We start from the raw sequence: 20,357 nt of genomic DNA on the forward strand, positions 1-20,357 counted from the left end.
CCAGTATCTTGTTTTTGTATTTTTACAGGGTCACGACACGAGGTTTACAACACGACCCTCGCGCCACGACAGTGTCGCCGCCTCGGCCAGTTCCAGTGCCTTCAAGCCATCGTGGACGGTGGTGCGCAGCGGCGTGCCGTGGGTGAGGGCGTCAAAGAAATGCGCCATTTCCTGCGCGTAAGCATGGCGATAACGTTCCAGGAAGAAATCTTCCGGCTTGTCCACGCTGACGTTCACCGAGCCATAGGCCGTCACTTCCGTCGGCTTGTGGTTGCCCGCCTGCAGCATGCCGGCGCTGCCCAGCACTTCGAAGCGCTGGTCGTAGCCGTAGGCGGCGCGGCGCGAGGCATTGATCTGGCACAAGCGGCCCTTGGCCGTGCGGATGGTGACGACGGCCGTATCGAGGTCGCCCGCCGCGCCGATGGCCGGATCGACGAGGCAGCTGCCCGTGGCGTGCACGCTGACGGCGTCATCGTCGAGTATCCAGCGGAAGATGTCGAAATCGTGGATCAGCATATCCTTGAAGATGCCGCCCGACACCTTGATGTAGCTCACGGGTGGCGGACCGGGATCGCGGCTGGTGACGACCAGCAATTCCGGCGTACCGATTTCGCCTGCCTCAATCCGTGTCTTGACTGCATTGAAGGTGGGATCGTAGCGGCGCTGGAAGCCCAGCATGCACAGCACCTTGGCTTCCTTGACGGCGGCGGCGCAGGCGCGCGCCCGGTCGATGGTCAGATCGACGGGTTTTTCGCAAAAGATGGCCTTGCCGGCGGCGGCCGAGCGCAGGATCAGGTCCGCGTGGGTGTCCGTGCTCGAGGCGATGACGACGGCCTTGACGGCCGGGTCGGCCAGCGCCGCTTCCACCGTGGCGCTGCTGCCGCCATGCAGGCCGGCCAGCGCGGCCGCCGCTTCCTGGTTGACGTCGACCACGTACTTGAACTGCACGCCGGGCTGGGCAGCCAGGTTGGCCGCGTGGATTTTGCCGATGCGTCCGGCGCCGAACAACGCTACTTCAATCATCATGTTCTCCTGGGGTGTGGATTTCTTCGATGTCGAGCTCTAATTTGTATGCCAGCGCGATGAACAGCGCCTGGCACAGGCAGATGGTGCTGGTCAGCGAGCGGAAGGCGAAGGCGCTGCCCTCGGTGACGGTGAGCAGCGCGTCGGCGGCCCGCGCGAGCGGGGCCAGCTTGCTGTCGGTAATCACCAGGACCTTGGCGCCCTTGTCTTGCGCCGCCTTGATGCACTGCTGGGTTTCCTTGCCGTAAGGCGAGAAACTGATGGCGATCGCCACATCGCGTTCGCGCACGCTGCGCATCTGTTCGCGGTGCATGCCGCCCAGTCCGCTGATCAGGTGCACGCGCTTGTCCGTGTGTTCCAGCGCGTAGGCGATGTAGGAGGCGATCGGAAAGGACCGGCGTACGCCGATCACATAGATGTTTTCCGCTTTGAGCAGCAGGTTGACGGCCGCTTCCAGTTGCACGTCGTCGAGCCCGGCGGCCAGGTCGTCGAGGCCGGCGCGGCTGGCGCCGACGAATTCGCGCGTCAGGTCGCCCGCGCTGAGGGCCGCGTCGCGCGTGGAAATGAGCTTGCGGATGCGCTGCTGGTAGTCGGGCGTGGCGCCGGCCTGGTCCGTGTACGCCTGGCGGAACACATCTTGCATTTCGGAAAAGCCCGTGTAGCCGAAGCGCTGCGCGAAACGCACGATGGCCGACGGCTGCACGTCGCAGGCGGCGGCGATGTCGCTGATGCGCTCGAGCATCAGGCTGGCGCGGTGCTTTTCGATGTATTGCGCGATGACTTTCAACTGGCGCGACAGGTTGTCGTACTCGGCGGCAATGTGCTGCATCAGCTGTTCGATGGGGGCGGTGGCTGCCATGATTTTTTTCCTCGGTGTGCTTGCTGGGCCGCGATGACGTATCAATTCCGTGCGGCTGGTTCTGGCGAGAATTATAGGAGGGAATCCTGAAAATAGAAACGAATTTCTATTTAAATTTATTTTGAAAATTTTATTGCATTTGTCTTTTTTGTGGCCTAAGCTGTGCGCAGTGCATCGGTTCGCGTGCCGCAAGGCCAGGCCGGTGACACCCTTCATAAAAGCTCGCAACTATAAAAATTAATCCGTCTAGGAGACATTCATGCATAGCAATAAAAGCAAGGGTTTGATGAAGTGCCTGGCCATCGCCAGCCTGGGCCTGAGCCTGGGATTGAGCACGGGCGCCAGCCATGCTGCCGGCGAGAAATTCGTCATGGTCAGCCATGCGCCGGACTCCGATTCCTGGTGGAACACCATCAAGAACGCCATCAAGCAAGCGGGCGAGGACTTCAACGTGTCCGTCGACTACCGCAATCCGCCGAATGGCGACCTGGCCGACATGGCGCGCCTGATCGAGCAATCGGCCGCGCGCAATTACGATGGCTTGATCGCCGACATCGCCGATTTCAGCGTGCTGCAAAAGCCGCTGGGCACGGTCGTGGCGAAGAAAATCATGCTCGTGACCATCAATTCGGGCACCCTGGCGCAAAGCGAACAGTTGAAAGCCATCATGCACGTGGGCCAGCCCGAGTATGACGCGGGCCTGGGCGCCGGCAAGCGGGCCAAGGAAGCGGGCATCAAATCGTTCGTGTGCGTGAATCACTATGCGATGAATGCATCGTCGTTCGAACGCTGCCGCGGTTTTGCCGATGCGCTCGGCGTCGATTTCAAAGCGTCCACGCTCGACACTAATGGCGTCGACCCTGGCGTGATCGAAAGCAAGGTCAGCGCCTATCTGCGCAGCAATCCGAAGACCCAGGCCGTGCTGGCGCTGGGACCGGATTCGGCGCCGGCCGCCATGCGCGCCGTCGAGAAGCTGGGCCTGAAAGGCAAGATGTACTTCGCCAGCTTCGACTTGTCGGAAGAAATCGCCAAGGGCATCAAGGATGGCAGCATCCAGTTCGCCATCGACCAGCAGCCCTACCTGCAAGGCTACATTCCCGTCGCCGTGATGGCCATCATGAAACAGCAAAAAATCACGGACCTGGCCAAGGTCAAGGAAATCCTGATCGCCAATCCGAAATATCAGGCGCGCCTGGCGGAATACGGCCTGACGCCCATCTACGGCCCGCGCCACATCAGCTCCGGCCCCGGTTTCGTGACCAAGGAAAACATCGCCAAGGTCGAAAAGTACGCCGGCCAATACCGCTAAGCCACCCAGTCGCCACCAGGAGTTGCCCAGCGCCGCACCGCCTCCCGCGGGCGGCGCATGGGAGCAACACGCCTGGCGCCAGCGATGCCGGCAGGAAAGTAATCGGAATTGGTAACAAGTATCACTGAAAGGACTTCGTATGACTGCGCTCAAATCCAGCCTGGCTAGCCCCGGCAAGTATCCTCCTCCGCCTCCGGGCGCCTCCAGCAAGCCAGTTGCCGCCGCCGACGAGCGTGTGGGCACGACCAGCTGGGTCAAACGGTTTTTCGGCCGCCCCGAGTTCGCCTCGATCTCCGGCGCGGTGCTCGTGTTTGCCTTCTTCGTCATCACGGCCGGCGATTCCGGCATGTTCAACCTCGATGGCGTCGTCAACTGGATGCAAGTGGCGTCCTACCTGGGCATCATCGCCATCGGCGCCTGCCTGTTGATGATCGCCGGTGAATTCGACCTGTCGATCGGCTCCATGATCGGCTTTGCCGGCATGATGATCGCCATCCCGACGATTTATTTCCATTGGCCATTGTGGGCCGCGATCCTGTTCGCCTTCGCCGGTTCCATGGCGCTGGGCTGGCTCAACGGCTACATCGTCATCAAGACGCGCTTGCCATCGTTCATCGTCACCCTGGCATTCCTGTTCATCCTGCGCGGCCTGACCCTGGCCCTGTCGATCATGTTCGCCAACCGCACCATCGTCAGCGGCGTGGGCGATCTGGCGGCGCAGGACTGGCTGGCCAGCCTGCTGTTCCACGGCAACGTCGCCACCGGCCTGTTCCAGTGGCTGGGCGCGCATGGCTGGATCGCCGTGCTCGACGACGGCTCGCCGCTGGTGAAAGGCGTGCCGAAAGTCATCGCCTGGTGGCTGGTGCTGGCCGCCGGCGCCGCATTCGTATTGTCGCGTACCCGCTTCGGCAACTGGATGTTTGCCGTCGGCGGCGACGCCAACGCGGCCAAGAATGTAGGCGTGCCGGTGCGCAAGGTGAAAATTTCGCTGTTCGTCTTCACGGCCTTCTGCGCCTGCCTGTTTGCCACCTTGCAAGTATGCGACGTGGGTTCGGCCGCCGCCGACCGGGGCATGCAAAAGGAATTCGAAGCCATCATCGCGGCCGTCATCGGCGGCGCCTTGCTGACGGGCGGCTACGGTTCCGTCGTCGGCGCCTGCTTCGGCGCGCTGATCTTCGGTGTGGTGCAGATCGGCATCACTTATACCAACATCAATTCGGACTGGTTCCGCGTATTCCTCGGCGTGATGCTGCTGATCGCGGTGCTGTTCAATAACTTTGTACGCTCACGCGTCACGGAAGCGAGATAAATCATGAGCGAATATATTCTTGCCCTGGAAAATGTCAGCAAGCGCTTCGGCTCCGTGCTGGCCTTGCAAAACATCACCATGCGGTTGCGCGAGGGGGAGGTTCATTGTTTGCTGGGCGACAACGGCGCCGGCAAGTCGACTTTGATCAAGACCCTGGCCGGCGTGCACAAGCCCACCGATGGGCAATACCTGGTCGATGGCAAGCCCGTCGTCTTCAATTCGCCCAGCGAAGCGCTGGACATGGGCGTGGCCACCGTCTACCAGGATCTGGCGCTGGTGCCGCTGCTGTCCGTGGCGCGCAATTTCTTCATGGGCCGCGAGCCGATGAAAAAGCTGCTGGGCCTGGTTCCCGTGATGGATATCGACTATGCGGCCGACACGGCGCGCGACAAGCTGGCCGAGATGGGCATCATGGTGCGCGACCCGCATCAGGCCATCGGCACCATGTCGGGCGGCGAAAAGCAGTGCCTGGCCATCGCCCGCGCCATCCACTTCGGCGCCCGCGTGCTGATCCTCGATGAACCGACGGCGGCCCTGGGCGTCAAGCAATCGTTCAATGTACTGAAACTGATTTACAAGGCGCGCGAGCGGGGCATTTCCGTGATCTTTATTACGCATAATGTGCACCATGCGTATCCGGTGGGCGACTCGTTCACGTTGTTGAACCGGGGCAAGTCGCTGGGCACCTTCACCAAGGAGACGGTGACCAAGGATGCCTTGCTGGACATGATGGCGGGCGGTGCGGAAATGCAAACGCTGATGAGTGAACTCGACGGTGTCACGATTTAAGGATAGCCATGAATAATTCCACACAATTTGCCCAGGGGCGGGCGCTGGACGTGATCTGCCTGGGCCGCCTGGCGGTGGACCTGTACGCGCAGCAGATCGGCAGCCCCCTGGAAGACGCGACCAGTTTCGCCAAATACCTGGGCGGCTCTTCCGCCAATATCGCCTTCGGCACGGCCCGGCTGGGCTTGAAGTCGGCCATGCTGTCGAAGGTGGGTGACGACCACATGGGCCGTTTCTTGACGGAGACCTTGGCGCAGGAGGGCTGCGACGTCAGCCATGTGGGCATTGACCGCGACCGCCTGACGGCGCTGGTGATGCTGGGCATCAAGGACAAGGACACCTTCCCGCTGATTTTTTACCGTGAAAATTGCGCCGACATGGCCATCGACGCATCGTCGGTGGATGCGGCCTTCATTGCATCGAGCAAAGCCTTATTAATCACCGGCACGCATTTCTCGACTAGCGCCATGCACGCCGTCAGCACGCAGGCATTGCAGCTGGCGCGCGCCAATAATGTGCGCACCGTGCTCGACATCGATTACCGGCCCGTGCTGTGGGGCTTGTCCGGCAAGGCGGACGGCGAAACGCGTTTCGTCTCGAACGAAGGCGTGACCCGCCACTTGCAGGCCATCCTGCCGCAGTTCGACCTGATCGTCGGCACGGAAGAGGAATTCATGATCGCCGGCGGCGGCTTTGATATCATGGCGTCCCTGCGCGCCGTGCGGGCCGCCACCCTGGCCACGCTCGTCGTCAAGCGCGGGCCGCTGGGCAGCGCCATCATCGGCAACGTGGTGCCGGCCAGTTTGGATGACGCGTATAACTACCGCGGCGTGCGCGTGGAAGTCTTGAACGTGCTCGGCGCGGGCGACGCTTTTCTTTCCGGTTTCCTGAAAGGCTGGCTGCGTGGCGAGGATTACGAGGCGTGCTGCCGCTACGCGAACGGCTGCGGCGCCCTGGTCGTGTCGCGCCACGGCTGCGCACCGGCCATGCCGTCGCCCGTCGAGCTCGACTATTTCCTGGCCAATGCGGCCAAACTGACGCAGCCGGACCAGGATGCCACCTTGTCGCGCCTGCATCGCACGACGGTGGCGCGCCCGCAGTGGAATGAACTGTGCGTGTTCGCCTTCGACCACCGTACGCAATTCTTCGAACTGGCGCAACAAACCGGCGCGCCCGAAGCGGCCATTGCGGCCTTGAAGCAATTGATGGTGCAAGCCGTGGCGCAGACGGAAACGGCCTTGCAACTGGCCGGCAAGACGGGCGTGCTGATCGATGGCCGCTATGGCGTCGATGCGCTCAACGATGCGACGGGGCGCGGCTGGTGGATAGGCCGTCCCGTGGAATTGCCGGGATCGAACCCGCTGCAATTCGACTGGGGCCGCTCCATCGGTTCACACCTGCTCAGCTGGCCGAAGGAACACGTGATCAAGTGCCTGGTGCAGCTGCACCCGGATGACGCCGTGGAAAACCGCCTGGAACAGGAAGCGCAGATCAAGGCCCTGTACGATGCGGCGCAAGTGAGCGGTCACGAACTGTTGCTCGAAGTCATACCGTCGGAAGCCTTGCCGCACAGTGAAGACACGGTCTTGCGCGCCGTCAAGCGCCTGTACAACCTGGGCATCTACCCCGAATGGTGGAAGCTGGAAAGCATGTCGGCCCAGCAATGGCAAGCCATCGATGCCCTCGTGCATGAACGCGATCCGTATTGCCGTGGCGTGGTATTACTTGGCCTGAACGCGCCCATCGCCGCCCTGGCCGACAGTTTTGAGCAGGCCAGTGCCAGCAGCACCTGCAAGGGTTTCATGGTGGGCCGCACCATCTTCCAGGAACCGAGCCGCCGCTGGCTGGCCGGCGAACTCGACGATGCGGGCCTGATCGCCGCCGTGCGCGCCAATTTCGAGCAGTTGATTGGTCTGTGGCAGCGCACGCGCAATCGCCTGGAGCGTGCCGCATGAGCGCCACGATCCGATTGACCATGGCGCAAGCGCTGGTGCGCTATCTGTCCGCGCTGCGCACCGAGGACGGCGAACCCTTGTTCGGCGGCGCCTTCGCCATCTTTGGCCACGGCAACGTGGCGGGCATGGGCGAAGCGCTGTACCAGTACCAGGATGTGTTCCCCACCTACCGCGCCCATAACGAACAGGCGATGGCGCACTCGGCCATCGCCTATGCGAAAGCCCACATGCGCCGGCGCATGCTGGCGGTGACCAGTTCCATCGGTCCCGGCGCCACCAACCTGCTGACGGCCGCCGCGCTGGCGCACGTCAACCGTTTGCCCGTGCTCTTGCTGCCCGGCGACGTGTTCGTCTCGCGCGCGCCGGACCCGGTCTTGCAGCAGCTGGAAGACGGCACGGACGGCAGCGTTTCGGTGAATGACGCTTTTAAACCTTTATCACGCTATTTCGACCGCATCGTCTATCCGGAGCAATTGCTCACGGCCTTGCCGCGCGCCATTGCCGCCTTGACGGACCCGGCCGCCTGCGGTCCCGTCACCTTATCGTTGCCGCAAGACGTGCAGACGATGGCGTATGACTATCCGGCCGATTTTTTCGAACCGCGCAGCGTGCGTTTCCGTGCCGTGCCGCCCGTCGAGCAGGAGCTGGAAGAGGCCGTGTTGCTATTGAAAAACGCGAAACAGCCGCTGATCGTCGCCGGCGGCGGCGTGCTGTACGGCCAGGCCGGCGCCGCCCTGCAGGCGTTTGCCGAACGGCATGGCATTCCCGTGGCGGAAACCCAGGCCGGCAAGAGCAGCTTGCCCTGGGACCATCCCTTGCAGCTGGGCGCCATCGGCGTCACCGGTTCGCCCGCCGCGAATGCGCTGGCGGCGGACGCGGACGTGGTGCTGGCCATCGGCACGCGCCTGCAGGATTTCACGACGGGGTCCAACTCCCTGTTTGCGCAGGCGCAACTGCTCAGCCTGAACGTCAACAGCTTTGATGCGCTGAAACGCCGGGGCCTGGGTGTACAGGCGGACGCGACGCTTGGCTTGCAGGGACTGTCGCGGCGGCTGGATGGCTGGCACAGCGCGGGCCAGTGGCAGGAGCGGGCGCAGCAGGAAGCGCATGCCTGGCGCGCCACCTTGCTGGCGATCACCGGCAAGCGGGAAGTGGCCGGCTTACCGTACGACGGCGAAGTCATCGGCGCCGTGCAGCGCTCTTCACTTGACTCCACCACCCGCGACATCGTCGTCTGCGCGGCAGGGACTCTGCCGGCCGAGCTGCACAAGCTGTGGCGGACAAGCACGCCGGGCGGCTATCACATGGAATACGGCTACTCGTGCATGGGCTATGAAATCGCCGGCGGCCTCGGCGTCAAGATGGCCAAGCCTGACTCGGAAGTCATCGTCATGGTGGGCGACGGCAGCTATCTGATGATGAATTCGGAAATCGCCACCTCCGTGATGCTGGACAAAAAACTCATCATCGTCGTGCTCGACAACCGGGGCTATGGTTGCATCAACCGCCTGCAACAGGCCTGCGGCAATGCTTCGTTCAACAATATGCTGCCCGACAGCGCCCCCCGCATCGACTTCGCCCTGCATGCGCAATCCTTGGGCGCGCTGTCCGAACATGTGGGCTCGATTGCCGAACTGGAACAGGCCATGCTGCGTGCCCGGGCAGCTTCGCGCACGTATCTGATCTGCATCGACACGGACGACACGCGCACGACGCAGGAGGGCGGCTGCTGGTGGGAAGTGGCCGTGCCCGAGGTCTCCACCCAGTCCGGCGTGCAAGCTGCGCGTACCCGTTATGAAAACGATCGCCTGAAACAAAGGAATTGAAAATGACTACCTGGAATGTACGCATCGGCATCAACCCGATCTCGTGGATGAACGACGATTTACCGAGCCTGGGCGGCGAGACGCCGCTGGAGACGGCTTTGAAAGAGGGCGCCGAGATCGGCTACGTGGGCTTTGAACTGGGCAACAAGTTTCCCAAGGATGCCCCGGCGCTGAACGCCGTGCTGGGCAAGTATGGCCTGGCGTGCGTCTCCGGCTGGTATTCGGGACGCCTGGCGCAGCGCTCGGTGGAAGACGAGATCGCTTCCGTTGGCCCGCATTTGCGGCTGCTGGCCGACAGCGGCGCCACCGTCATGGTCTACGGCGAAGTGGCCGACGCCATCCAGGGCGAAGCGCGCCCCCTGTATAAACGCCCGCGTTTCCAGTCGCAGCAGCAGTGGCAGGACTACGCCGACAAGTTGACGGCCTTTGCCGCCCATTTGCTGGCGCACGGCGTGCGCCTGGCCTATCACCACCACATGGGCGCCTATGTGGAAACGCCGGCCGATGTGGACCAATTGATGGTCCTGACGGGTCCCGAGGTCGGTTTGCTGTTCGACACGGGTCACATCACCTTTGCCGGCGGCGATGCCTTGGCGGTGTTAAATAAACATATCGACAGGATTTGCCACGTACATTGCAAGGACGTGCGCCCGAATGTGGTGAAACTGGCCCGCAACGGCCACTGGAGTTTTTTGCAGGCGGTGATCAATGGCGCCTTCAGCGTGCCGGGCGACGGCAGCATCGACTTCCCGGCCATCCTGACGCGCTTGTATCTGCACGGCTACGAGGGCTGGCTGGTGGTGGAGGCGGAGCAAGACCCGGCCGTCGCGCCCAGCTACGCATACGCGAAGATGGGCCACGATTACCTGGCGCGCCTGGTCGATGCCATCCCCCGACTGGGCCGGGAGGCGGCATGAGCCCGCTGTTAGTCAAAGCAGGCAAGGCCGGCGGCAAGATTGTGGAAGTCACGCCCGCATCCGCCGGCTGGACGCACGTGGGCTTTGCTGCCCACCGCCTGGCGGCCGGCGAATCGCTGAGCCTGGAGACGGGCCGCCGCGAACTGTGCCTCGTCGTGCTGACGGGCACGGTCACGGTGCAGGCGGGCGATCAAGTCTGGGAAGCCATCGGCAAGCGCGCCAGCGTCTTCGAGGACGTCTCGCCCTACGCCGTGTATGTGCCGCTGGAAACCACGGTGCGTATCACGGCCGTGAGCGCCGCCGAGGTGGCCCTGTGCAGCGCGCCGGCCACGACTCACCGTCCGGCGCGCCTGATCGAACCGGCCAGCATGACGCGCTCCGTGCGCGGCCAGGGCGCCAACACGCGTTATGTGTGCGACATCCTGCCGCAGACGGAAGCCGCGGACGGCTTGCTGGTGGTGGAAGTCGTCACGCCGTCCGGCCACTCGTCGAGCTATCCGCCGCACAAGCACGACAGCGACAATATTCCAACCGAAAGTTCGCTGGAAGAAACCTATTACCACCGCCTGAACCCGGAGCAGGGCTTTGCCTACCAGCGCGTCTATACGGATGACCGTTCCATCGACGAAGCCATGGCCGTGGAAAACCACGACGTGGTGATGGTGCCGCGCGGCTACCACCCCGTCACCGTGCCGTATGGCTATGACGGCTATTACCTGAACGTGATGGCAGGCCCGAAACGCGTGTGGCATTTTAAAAACGACCCGGCCCATGACTGGCTGATGACGAAATAACCAAGGACAAGACAATGACGACCCCGATGATCGGCCACTTTATTGGTGGCAACCCGATGGCTTCGCGCTCGGAGCGCACGAGCGACGTCTTCAACCCCGCCACGGGCGCCGTGACGGCCAAGGTGGCGCTGGCCACCCCTGCCGAACTGAACGCGGCCGTGGCCGCCGCCCATGCAGCGTTTCCCGCCTGGTCGCAAACCTCGCCGCTGCGCCGCGCCCGCGTCATGTTCAAATTTAAAGAGTTGCTGGAAGAACATTCCGACCAGCTGGCGGCCCTGATCACGGCCGAGCACGGCAAAGTGTTCACGGATGCGAAAGGGGAAGTGACGCGCGGCATCGAAGTGGTGGAGTTTGCCTGCGGCATCCCGCAACTGATGAAGGGAGAGTATTCGGAGCAGGTGGCCGGCGGCATCGATGCCTGGTCGATCCGCCAGGCACTGGGCGTCTGTGTCGGCATCACGCCGTTCAACTTTCCCGTGATGGTGCCGATGTGGATGTTCCCGATGGCCATTGCCTGCGGCAATACGTTTGTATTAAAGCCGTCGGAACGCGACCCGTCGGCCAGCCTGCTCCTGGCGCAGCTGCTGACGGACGCGGGCTTGCCCGACGGCGTCTTCAATGTGCTGCAGGGTGACAAGGAAGCCGTCGACGGCTTGCTGCACCACCCGGACGTGCGCGCCGTCAGCTTCGTCGGTTCCACGCCGATCGCCGAATACATCTATGCGACGGGCTGCGCGCAGGGCAAGCGCGTGCAGGCGCTGGGTGGCGCGAAGAATCACATGGTCGTCATGCCCGACGCGGATATCCCGCAGACGGTCGATGCCCTGATGGGCGCCGCGTTTGGCTCGGCTGGCGAGCGCTGCATGGCCATTTCCGTCGTCGTGGCGGTCGGCAATGTGGCGGACCAGCTGGTGGAAGCGCTGGTGCCGCGCATCGCGGCGTTAAAGATCACGCAGGGCATGGATCTGTCGGCCGAGATGGGGCCCGTGGTGACGCAGGTGCACAAGGAGAAGATCGCCGGCTATATCGCGCAAGGTGTGGAAGAGGGCGCCAAGCTCATCTGCGACGGGCGCGGCTTCGTCCTGCCCGGCCATGAGCACGGCTTTTTCCTCGGCGGCAGCCTGTTCGACCACGTCACGCCCGAGATGACGATCTACAAGGAAGAAATCTTTGGCCCCGTGCTGTGCATCGTGCGCGTGCCCGATTTTGCCACCGCGCTGGACCTGGTCAATGCGCATGAATACGGCAACGGCACGGCGATCTACACGCGCGACGGCAACACGGCGCGCGAATACACGCACCGGGTGCAGGTCGGCATGGTGGGCGTCAATGTGCCGATCCCCGTGCCGATGGCCTTCCACAGCTTCGGCGGCTGGAAGCGCAGCCTGTTCGGCGACCACCATGCGCACGGGCCGGAATCGGTGCGTTTCTATACCAAGCAGAAGGCGGTGACGCAGCGCTGGCCGGCCTCGACGGCGGCCGGGGCCGAGTTTGCCATGCCGACCCTGAAGTAATCCCGCTGTAAAACCGGCTGGTTCGTTTCTTGCTTACTGCAATGGTTGTGTTTAGCCATTGCAGATCGCTCCCATGACGTCCAGCCGTACCCAGCCTTTGCGCATCGTCGTCGTCAACACTATTGTCGAGCACGGCGTGCACGAGAATGCGGCCTTGGCTGCCCAGGTGCAGCGCGGCAATGCCTTGCGCATCGGCTTGCTGGAATCGGGGTACGACATCGTCGCCTCCCTCCCAGCCGACCTCTACCTTCCCGAGCGCATCGCGCAGTTGCAGCCTGATCTCATCATCATTGACGCCGAATCGGATGCGCGCGACGTGCTCGAACACATCGTCATCGCCACGCGCGACGAGCGCCGCCCCATCGTGCTGTTTACGGAAGACGGCGCCACGGCCAGCATCGACGCGGCCATGGCGGCCGGCGTGTCCGCCTACATCGTGGCCGGCTTGCATGCCGAGCGCATTCAACCTGTGCTCAACGTGGCGCTGGCGCGCTTCCGCCAGGAAGAAAAATTGCGCGCCGAATTGCACGACACGCGGCACAAGCTGCTTGAACGCAAGGTGATCGAGCGGGCCAAGGGCCTGCTGATGACGCATCACGGCTTGACGGAAGAGCAGGCTTACCAGCGCTTGCGCAGCATGGCCATGAACAAGAAACTCAAGCTGGCGGAAATTGCCCAGCGCATCCTCGACGTGGAGGACTTGCTGGGATGAATGGCGCATTTCCTGACACATGCTGGTGCAATGCACCATCGCGGTGCGTTTTCAGCCGCCACGAACCGGGCATGCACGGGCACGCTCCTTGCTGCTGGAGGTGCTTGGCCTTGTCCACGGCGGCGCGGCAAAACAGTACTTATCAGCAAGGAACGGTATGACACAGCAAGCGGGCACCAATGCCCACGTGATGCGCCCCCTGCATCCGGAAAAACACACGATACGCATCGGCTATCTGCCGCTGACCGATTGCGCCTCGCTGGTGATGGCGTCGAAGCTGGGTCTGGATGAGAAACACGGCATCAAGATCGAACTGAGCCGCGAGATGTCGTGGGCCGGCGTACGCGATAAACTGAACAATGGCGAACTCGATGCGGCCCACGTGCTGTATGGCCTCGTGTATGGCGTGCAGATGGGCATCGGCGGGCAGCAGCGCGACATGGCCGTGCTGATGAATCTCAATCACAGCGGCCAGGCCGTCACCGTGTCGGCGGCGCTGGCGCGCGAGGGCGCCCACGATGGTCCCACCCTGGCGCGGCATATGCGCGCTACGGCGCGGCCGTTTGCGTTCGCGCATACTTTTCCGACCGGCAACCACGCGATGCTGCTGCAATACTGGCTGGCCGCGCATGGCATTGATCCGCTGCGCGACGCGCGCGTGATGACGGTGCCGCCGTCGCAGATGGTGGCCGCCTTGCGCGCGGGCCAGATGGATGGCTTTTGCGCCGGCGAACCGTGGGGCTACAAGGCCATCGTCGATGGCGTGGGCGTGACGGCCGCCGCCAGCGGCGCCATCTGGCCCGACCATCCGGGCAAGGTGCTGGGCACCAGCGCCGCGTTTGCGCAGCAGCATCCGAACAGCTGCCGCGCCCTGATCGCCGCCGTGCTCGAGGCGGGCCGCTGGATCGACGCCAGCGATGCCAACCGGCTGGCCATGGCGGCCACCCTGGCCGAGCCCGCCTATTTGAATACACCGCAGGAAACGCTGGCGCCGCGCATCCTCGGTCATTACCAGGATGGCCTGGGCAAGACGTGGGACGAGGCGCACGGCTTGAAGTTCTACGGCGATGGCGCCGTGAATTTCCCGTATCTTTCCGACGGCATGTGGTTCATGACCCAGCACCGGCGCTGGGGCTTGCTGCGCGACGAACCCGATTACCTGGCGGTGGCAAGGCAAGTCAACCGCATCGACCTGTACCGCCAGGCGGCGGAGATGACGGCCACGCCCGTGCCAAAGGCCCCCATGCGCAGCTCGACCCTGTGCGACGGCGTCGTGTGGGACGGCAGCGCGCCGGAAGCGTATGCGGCATCGTTTGCCATCGGCCACTTTTTCTGACTGGAGACTGCATCATGGCGCAATGTGGAAGCGTGACACTGGTCGGAGCCGGTCCCGGCGATCCGGACCTGCTGACGATCAAGGCAGTAAAAGCCATCGCGCGGGCCGACGTGGTGTTGATCGACGATCTCGTCAACCCGGCCATCCTCGCCCATGCGGCACAAGGCGTGCGCGTGGTCGAGGTGGGCAAGCGGGGCGGCTGTGCTTCCACGCCGCAAGCGTTCATCGAGCGCCTGATGCTGGCCGAGGCGCGCGCCGGCCTGCACGTGGTGCGCCTGAAAGGGGGCGACCCGTATTTGTTCGGGCGCGGCGGCGAAGAGCGCGCCTACCTGCGCAGCCACGGCGTGGCCGTTGACGTGATCCCCGGCATCAGCAGCGGCCTGGCCGCGCCGGCCAGCATCGGCGTGCCGCTGACGCACCGCGCCTGGAGCCAGGGCGCCATCTTCGTCACGGGCCACGGCAAAGACGGCGCGTCGGAGCCGAACTGGGCGGCATTGGCGCAAAGCAAGCTCACTCTCGTCATCTATATGGGCGTGGCCAGGGTGACGGCCATCCAGGCCGGCTTGCTGGCCGGCGGCATGGCGCCCGGCACGCCCGTGGCCGTGGTGCAATCGGCCAGCCTGCCGGTCCAGCGCCAGCTGCTGAGCACCTTGCATAGCTTGCCCGGCGACTTGCAGGCCAGCGGCCTGGGCAGTCCCAGCATCATCGTCGTGGGCGAGGTGGTGCGCTGTGCCGATGCCTGGGATGACCATGCTGCCTTGCAGGCCGCCTGCGTCTGAGCCTGTCAGCATCTAGCGGATCGGCAGGGCCACGGGGCGGATGGGCGCCGCGTCGCCGCCACGGAATTTCAGCGAGGCGCCGATGAAGGCGAACTGGTACACCTTGTCGCGTGACAAGGCTTCCAGGTCGACCAGTTCCAGGATCGGCGTTCCCTGCTGCGCCAGCAGATAGGTGTGCACGGGCAGGTAATTGTTCGCCACTTCGGACGGAAACGCCTCGAAACTGAGGTTGTCCGCGCCCACCACCATGGCGCCGCCATCTTCCACGAGGAATTTCGCCGCATCGAGCGACAGGCCGGGCGGATTGGCCATGTAGGCTTGCGCCTGCTCATAGTGCTGCATGCGGCCCGTGCGTATCAGCACCACGTCGCCCTTTTCCAGCGTGACCTTCTGTTGCGCCAGCGCCGCGCGCAAGTCTTGCCGCGTCACCCGGTAATTGTCGGGCAGTTGTTTGAGTCCCTTGGCCACGGCCACGTCGATCAGCACGCCGCGCGCGACGATCGGCGGCAGCTTTTCCGCCCCCGTCACCGTCCAGCCCCGGTCGCCCAGGTGTTGCTCTTCCGTAAAGCCGTTCCAGATCTTGCCGTTCAGACCGAAATGGTTGAGGGCGTCGATATGCGTGCCCATGTGCGCATACATGGACACGGCCGAGCCCGTGTAACTGACGTGGCGGTTCATCTGTTCGCCCACGTGCATCGAGTCGGCCACCACGTTGCCCTTCGGCGTGTGCGTCATCCACATCTGGTAGGGCGGGTCGCCTGCCGCCTGCCAGCTGGGCATGCCGACATAGAAATCGACGGCCAGGTCATAGCTCTTGCCGCCGTCGATGCGCGCCAGGATGGCGGCGCGCGAGGCTGGCGTCATCAGGTTCAGGCGGCCGATCTCGTCTTTCGGGCCCCAAGGGCTGATGCCCACTTCGGGCAGGGCGGCGGCTTGCGTCGTTCCTGCCAGCAGGGCCAGCAGCAGGGCAGTCAGGGTGGCGGATGGTTTGAACATGGGGTACTCCTTGCGTGACATGAATAAAGAAGCCGCCATCATATTGTTTTTCATTTCAATGATAATCAGCGATAAAATAATAAGATATTCAACTGCAAGGAAAGAATGATGGATGTCCTGGCGCATATGCGCGTGTTTCGCAAGGTGGTCGAGCGCGACAGCTTCAGCAAGGCGGCGCTGGACTTGCACCAGTCGGCGGCCGCCATCAGCAAGCAGGTGCGCCAGCTCGAAGCGCGCCTGGGCACGCTGCTGCTGGTGCGCACGACGCGACGCATGAGCCTGTCGGACGGCGGGCGTGCCTACTATCTCGAATGCTGCCGTCTGCTCGACGAGGTCGATGCGCTGGAACTGGCCACGCGCGGCTGCGCCGGCAAGGTGGCGGGGCGGCTGCGCGTGAATGCGCCGCTGTCGTTCGGCCTGAAGGTGCTGTCGCCCTTGCTGCCGGACTTCATGGCCCGTTATCCGGACGTCAAGATCGAGATGACCCTGGACGACCGCCTGCGCGACGTGGTGGGCGAGGGCTATGACGTATCGCTGCGCATCCGCGCCGCGCTGGCCGATTCGTCCCTGGTGGCGCGCCGTCTGGGCGACGTCGAGCAGATGATTTGCGCAGCGCCGGCCTACCTGGCGCGGCGCGGCACGCCGCGCCAGGCGCAGGACTTGCACGGCCACGATTGCCTCGCTTACCGCCTGGCCGACAGTCCCGGCGTCTGGCAGCTGGCCGGGCCGGAAGGGGCGAGCAGCATCGTCCTGCCCGTGCGCTTTTCCGCAGACAACAGCCTGCTGCTGGCCGATATGCTGGTGGCGGGCATCGGCGTGGGCGCGCTGCCGTCGTTCGTCGCCGCGCCGCTGCTGGCCAGCGGCGCCCTGGTGCGTGTGCTGCCGTCGCACGGCATGGCCAGACGCGGCGTGTATGCCCTGATGCCCGATGGGCGCCACGTGCAGGAAAAGGTGCGCGCCTTTTGCGACTTCCTGGCCAGGGCGCTGCAGGGGGCCTAGGCGTGCGGTGTTTTCCAGTAGAACCATCCTGCGCGCTTTTTTTCTTCCACAAGCGCGACGGGCATGAGCTTTGATAGTATCCTCGTGCTTGCTGGGTGGCCGGAGCGCCGCACATTCGAGGAAACCGGAATAAGCGATCGACAATGCACACTTTGAGCAAGGGCGGGGCGGGATCAGGCGTCAGAATCTGGGCAGGGGGCCTGCTGCTGGCGTTGGCGGTGGGCGGCGCCCTGTACGCGGGCGCGGCGCGCACGGTCAATGACGACGCCGAGCAGCGTTTCGACAATCTCACGCATGGCGCCCAGCATAGCCTGATCACGCGCGTAAAAAGCTATTCCGACCTGCTGCGCGGCCTCGAAGCCCTGTTCCGCACCAGCGAGCATCTGACGCGCCGCCAGTTCCACGATTATGTGACCGGCCTCGATATCGCGCGCCAGTTCCCGGCCATCGAATCGGTCAACTATGCGGTGGCGCTGACGCAGGCGCAGCGCGCGGCCTATGTCGCCGACGTGCGCCGCGACACCAGCCTGGCGCCGCGCGGCTATCCCGCTTTCACCATCCGTCCGCCCGGCGAGCGGGCGGAATACACGGTGCTCACTTACCTTGAACCCGATTCCCTGCTGGGCGAACGCATGGGCGTCGATATCGGCGCCAACCCGCTGGTGGCGCAGTCGCTGGCGCAGGCGCGCGACAGCGGCGAGGTCAGCGCGTCGGGGCAGGTGATCATGATCAAGGGGCCGCCCGCGCATATCGGCCTGGGCATGCGCCTGCCCGTGTACCGCAACGGCATGCCGCAGGGCAGCGTGGCCGAGCGCCGCGCCGCCTACCAGGGCTCCGTGGGCATCGGCTTCGGCGTGGCGCAGCTGGTGCACAGCGCGCTCGAACGCAGCGCCCTGGAACCGCTGCACCTGACCCTGTACAGCGCGGCCGACCCGTTGCCGGCCGGCGGGGTCCTGGCCATCACGCCGCAGGACCGCCTGCTGTTCAACGATGACGGCGACCTGGCGGCGCCGCCGCCGCAACCGGGCAGCGATGCCGACTATTTCGACCAGGTGCTGCCCGTCGCTTACCAGGGCGGCCTGTGGAAAGCCCATTTCCGCGTGCGCAAGGCGGAGCTGTACAGCCCCTTCGACCGCTATTTTCCATGGCTGGCGCTGGGCGTGGGCGTGGCCGGCACGCTGCTTATTTATGGCTATATCTTTACCCTGTACCGGTCGCGCCGCAACGCGGTGGCGCAGCGCACCCTGCTCGATACGGTGCTCGACAGCGTCGACGCCTACGTTTACATGAAGGATGCCGACCTGCGCTACCGCTACGTGAATGCGCGCACGGCGAAGATACTGGGCCGTCCGGCGGAGCAGCTGATCGGCCGCCAGGACGGCGAGCTGATGCTCGGCGATGCGGCCGCCGCCGCGCAGCTGACCGAGCGCCAGGTCTTCGACAGCGGCGCCAAGTTCGTCGGCGAGGAGCGCTTCGTCGATGCGCAGGGCCAGGTGCATCACCTGTGGAGCGTGAAGGTGCCGCTGGGTTTGCCCGGTCCCGTCACGGGCCTGATCGGCCTGTCCACCGACGTGACGGAACTGCACCGCCTGAAAGAGCAGGCCGACGCGGCCAGCCAGGCCAAGAGCGACTTCCTGTCGAACATGAGCCATGAAATCCGCACGCCGATGAACAGCATCATCGGCATGGCGCACCTGGCCCTGAAATCGGTGGCCGACGCGCGCCAGCGCGACTACCTGCAGAAAATCTTCCATTCGGGCCAGCACTTGCTGGGCCTGATCAACGACATCCTCGATTTTTCCAAGATCGAGGCGGGCAAGCTGGAGCTGGAGGTGCTGGACTTCCGTCTCGACACCCTGCTGGCGAACATCGCCAGCCAGCTGGGCGACGCGGCCGCCGTCAAGGGCCTGGCGCTGCAGTTCGATATCGCGCCGGAGCTGCCGCAGCGCTGGCGCGGCGACCCGTTGCGCCTGGAGCAGGTCTTGCTGAACCTGACCAGCAACGCCATCAAGTTTTCCGACAATGGCAGCATCTTCGTGCGCGTGCGCCAGTCCGAGGAGCGCGCCAGCCACGCCATGCTGCGCTTCGAGGTGCAGGACCGGGGCATCGGCATGAACCAGGAAGAGGTGGCGCAGCTGTTCCGCTCCTTCCACCAGGCCGACCCGTCGACCACGCGCAAGTATGGCGGCAGCGGCCTGGGGCTGGTGATCAGCAAGCAGCTGGTGGAGCTCATGGGCGGCAAGGTGGGCGTGTACAGCCAGCCGGGCCTGGGCAGCACCTTCTGGTTCACGGCGCGTCTGGAGAAGAGCGCGCAGGGGGCCGACGAGCGCATCGCCGAAGTGGAGCCGGAAGTACTGGGGGTGATCCGCGGCGCCTCCATCCTGCTGGTGGAGGACAACATCTTCAGCCAGCAGGTGGGCTGCGAGCTGCTGGAAGACGCGGGCGCCACCGTCTGCGTCGCCTGCAATGGCCGCGAGGCGCTGGAATTGCTGGCACGCCAGCGCTACGACTGCGTGCTGATGGACGTGCAGATGCCGGAGATGGACGGCTTCGAGGCGACGCGCCGCATCCGTGCCGACCCGCGGCTTGCCGGCCTGCTGGTGATCGCCATGACGGCCAATGCGGGCAGCGAAGACCGCGCCCGCTGCCTGGCGGCTGGCATGGATGAATTCGTGACCAAGCCGATCGCCCCGAACCTGCTGTTTCACCTGCTGGCGAAATGGTTCCGGCTGCGTGGCGGCATCGGCGGCATCGGCCGCGAGAGGCTGGCGGCGCTGCCGAAGGCGCCGCCGGCGGGCGCCGCGCCGGAGTTGCGCGACACGGCCATCCTCGACCTGGCCACCCTGGCGCTCACCTTCAGCAATGATGCCGTGAAGATGCGCAAGTACACCCAGCTGTTTCTCGACACGGCGCGCGACGGCATCGCCGAAATGGAGCAAGCCCTGGCGCTGGAAGACCTGGGGCGCCTGGCCGACCTGGGACACCGCAGCAAATCGTCGGCGCTGGCCGTGGGCGCCCATGCCTTCGCGGGCCTGTGCACGTCGATCGAGGGCTTGCGCCTGGGCGGCGACCTGCAGCAGGCGCGCGGCTTGCTGACGGCGCTCGGGCCGGCGCTGACGCAGGTGGCGGAACAAATTTCCATGGAATTTGCCGCCAGCGACGCCCCTTGACGCAAGCAGCGGCGATAATATGCCTTTGACGTCTCCAGCCATCCGGCCGGAGGCGCGGCAACCCATCGGA

General features: G+C 64.5%; 16 protein-coding genes. 13 read left to right on the forward strand and 3 right to left on the reverse strand.

The features are described 5' to 3' along the window. Positions 1 to 30 precede the first annotated feature (30 nt). A complete protein-coding gene (gene iolG / locus AC07VH_RS13230; protein ID WP_494789577.1) occupies positions 31 to 1,023 on the reverse strand; it encodes an inositol 2-dehydrogenase in 993 nt (330 codons plus the stop codon). Continuing rightward, a complete protein-coding gene (locus AC07VH_RS13235) occupies positions 1,016 to 1,882 on the reverse strand; it encodes a MurR/RpiR family transcriptional regulator (RefSeq protein WP_326457795.1) in 867 nt (288 codons plus the stop codon). The genes iolG and AC07VH_RS13235 overlap by 8 nt, the downstream gene beginning before the upstream one ends. A gap of 259 nt (positions 1,883 to 2,141) precedes the next feature. On the opposite strand from AC07VH_RS13235, the gene AC07VH_RS13240 reads away from it, so the two are divergent. The 11 genes from AC07VH_RS13240 (at position 2,142) to cobA (ending at position 15,122) form a co-directional block, all read left to right on the forward strand. After that, positions 2,142 to 3,191, forward strand: a complete 1,050-nt coding sequence (locus tag AC07VH_RS13240) for a sugar ABC transporter substrate-binding protein (protein ID WP_070218091.1) — start codon at positions 2,142 to 2,144, stop codon at positions 3,189 to 3,191. A gap of 139 nt (positions 3,192 to 3,330) precedes the next feature. Continuing rightward, entirely contained in the window at positions 3,331 to 4,500 is a 1,170-nt protein-coding gene (locus AC07VH_RS13245; RefSeq protein WP_475416882.1) for an ABC transporter permease, read from the forward strand. A 3-nt stretch (positions 4,501 to 4,503) separates the two neighbouring features. Continuing rightward, positions 4,504 to 5,289: an ATP-binding cassette domain-containing protein gene (locus AC07VH_RS13250; protein ID WP_494789574.1), complete on the forward strand. Its 786-nt coding sequence runs from the start codon at positions 4,504 to 4,506 to the stop codon at positions 5,287 to 5,289. 8 nt (positions 5,290 to 5,297) lie between these two features. Continuing rightward, positions 5,298 to 7,244 carry a bifunctional 5-dehydro-2-deoxygluconokinase/5-dehydro-2-deoxyphosphogluconate aldolase gene (locus AC07VH_RS13255; RefSeq protein WP_494789575.1) on the forward strand — a complete coding sequence of 649 codons (1,947 nt, stop codon included), beginning with the start codon at positions 5,298 to 5,300 and terminating at the stop codon, positions 7,242 to 7,244. Then, a complete protein-coding gene (iolD, locus tag AC07VH_RS13260; RefSeq protein WP_494803989.1) occupies positions 7,241 to 9,070 on the forward strand; it encodes a 3D-(3,5/4)-trihydroxycyclohexane-1,2-dione acylhydrolase (decyclizing) in 1,830 nt (609 codons plus the stop codon). Before AC07VH_RS13255 ends, iolD begins: the two co-directional genes overlap by 4 nt. A gap of 2 nt (positions 9,071 to 9,072) precedes the next feature. Then, on the forward strand, positions 9,073 to 9,987 hold the full coding sequence (gene iolE, locus AC07VH_RS13265; protein ID WP_494789067.1) for a myo-inosose-2 dehydratase: 915 nt from the start codon (positions 9,073 to 9,075) through the stop codon (positions 9,985 to 9,987). Further along, on the forward strand, positions 9,984 to 10,781 hold the full coding sequence (gene iolB / locus AC07VH_RS13270; RefSeq protein WP_494789068.1) for a 5-deoxy-glucuronate isomerase: 798 nt from the start codon (positions 9,984 to 9,986) through the stop codon (positions 10,779 to 10,781). The genes iolE and iolB overlap by 4 nt, the downstream gene beginning before the upstream one ends. 14 nt (positions 10,782 to 10,795) lie before the next feature. Further along, complete coding sequence (locus AC07VH_RS13275; RefSeq protein WP_494789069.1) at positions 10,796 to 12,295, forward strand: CoA-acylating methylmalonate-semialdehyde dehydrogenase; 1,500 nt, start codon at positions 10,796 to 10,798, stop codon at positions 12,293 to 12,295. A gap of 73 nt (positions 12,296 to 12,368) precedes the next feature. Beyond that, a complete protein-coding gene (locus AC07VH_RS13280) occupies positions 12,369 to 13,007 on the forward strand; it encodes an ANTAR domain-containing response regulator (protein ID WP_475417857.1) in 639 nt (212 codons plus the stop codon). Between the two features lie 157 nt (positions 13,008 to 13,164). Next, complete coding sequence (locus AC07VH_RS13285) at positions 13,165 to 14,343, forward strand: CmpA/NrtA family ABC transporter substrate-binding protein (protein WP_494789070.1); 1,179 nt, start codon at positions 13,165 to 13,167, stop codon at positions 14,341 to 14,343. 14 nt (positions 14,344 to 14,357) lie between these two features. Beyond that, positions 14,358 to 15,122, forward strand: a complete 765-nt coding sequence (gene cobA / locus AC07VH_RS13290; protein ID WP_494789071.1) for a uroporphyrinogen-III C-methyltransferase — start codon at positions 14,358 to 14,360, stop codon at positions 15,120 to 15,122. A 12-nt stretch (positions 15,123 to 15,134) separates the two neighbouring features. On the opposite strand, the gene AC07VH_RS13295 is transcribed toward cobA, so the two are convergent. Further along, positions 15,135 to 16,118 (reverse strand): cyclase family protein, encoded by a 984-nt coding sequence (locus AC07VH_RS13295; RefSeq protein ID WP_475417860.1) that lies wholly within the window; start codon positions 16,116 to 16,118, stop codon positions 15,135 to 15,137. A gap of 108 nt (positions 16,119 to 16,226) precedes the next feature. On the opposite strand from AC07VH_RS13295, the gene AC07VH_RS13300 reads away from it, so the two are divergent. Both AC07VH_RS13300 and AC07VH_RS13305 read left to right on the forward strand, forming a co-directional pair. After that, the gene (locus AC07VH_RS13300; RefSeq protein ID WP_494789143.1) at positions 16,227 to 17,117 is read left to right on the forward strand and encodes a LysR family transcriptional regulator; all 891 of its coding nucleotides are present in this window, start codon (positions 16,227 to 16,229) and stop codon (positions 17,115 to 17,117) included. 143 nt (positions 17,118 to 17,260) lie between these two features. After that, positions 17,261 to 20,287, forward strand: a complete 3,027-nt coding sequence (locus AC07VH_RS13305; RefSeq protein WP_494789072.1) for a CHASE domain-containing protein — start codon at positions 17,261 to 17,263, stop codon at positions 20,285 to 20,287. Positions 20,288 to 20,357: the final 70 nt, after the last annotated feature.

Source organism: Janthinobacterium sp. GW821-FHT03C10, assembly GCF_059420865.1.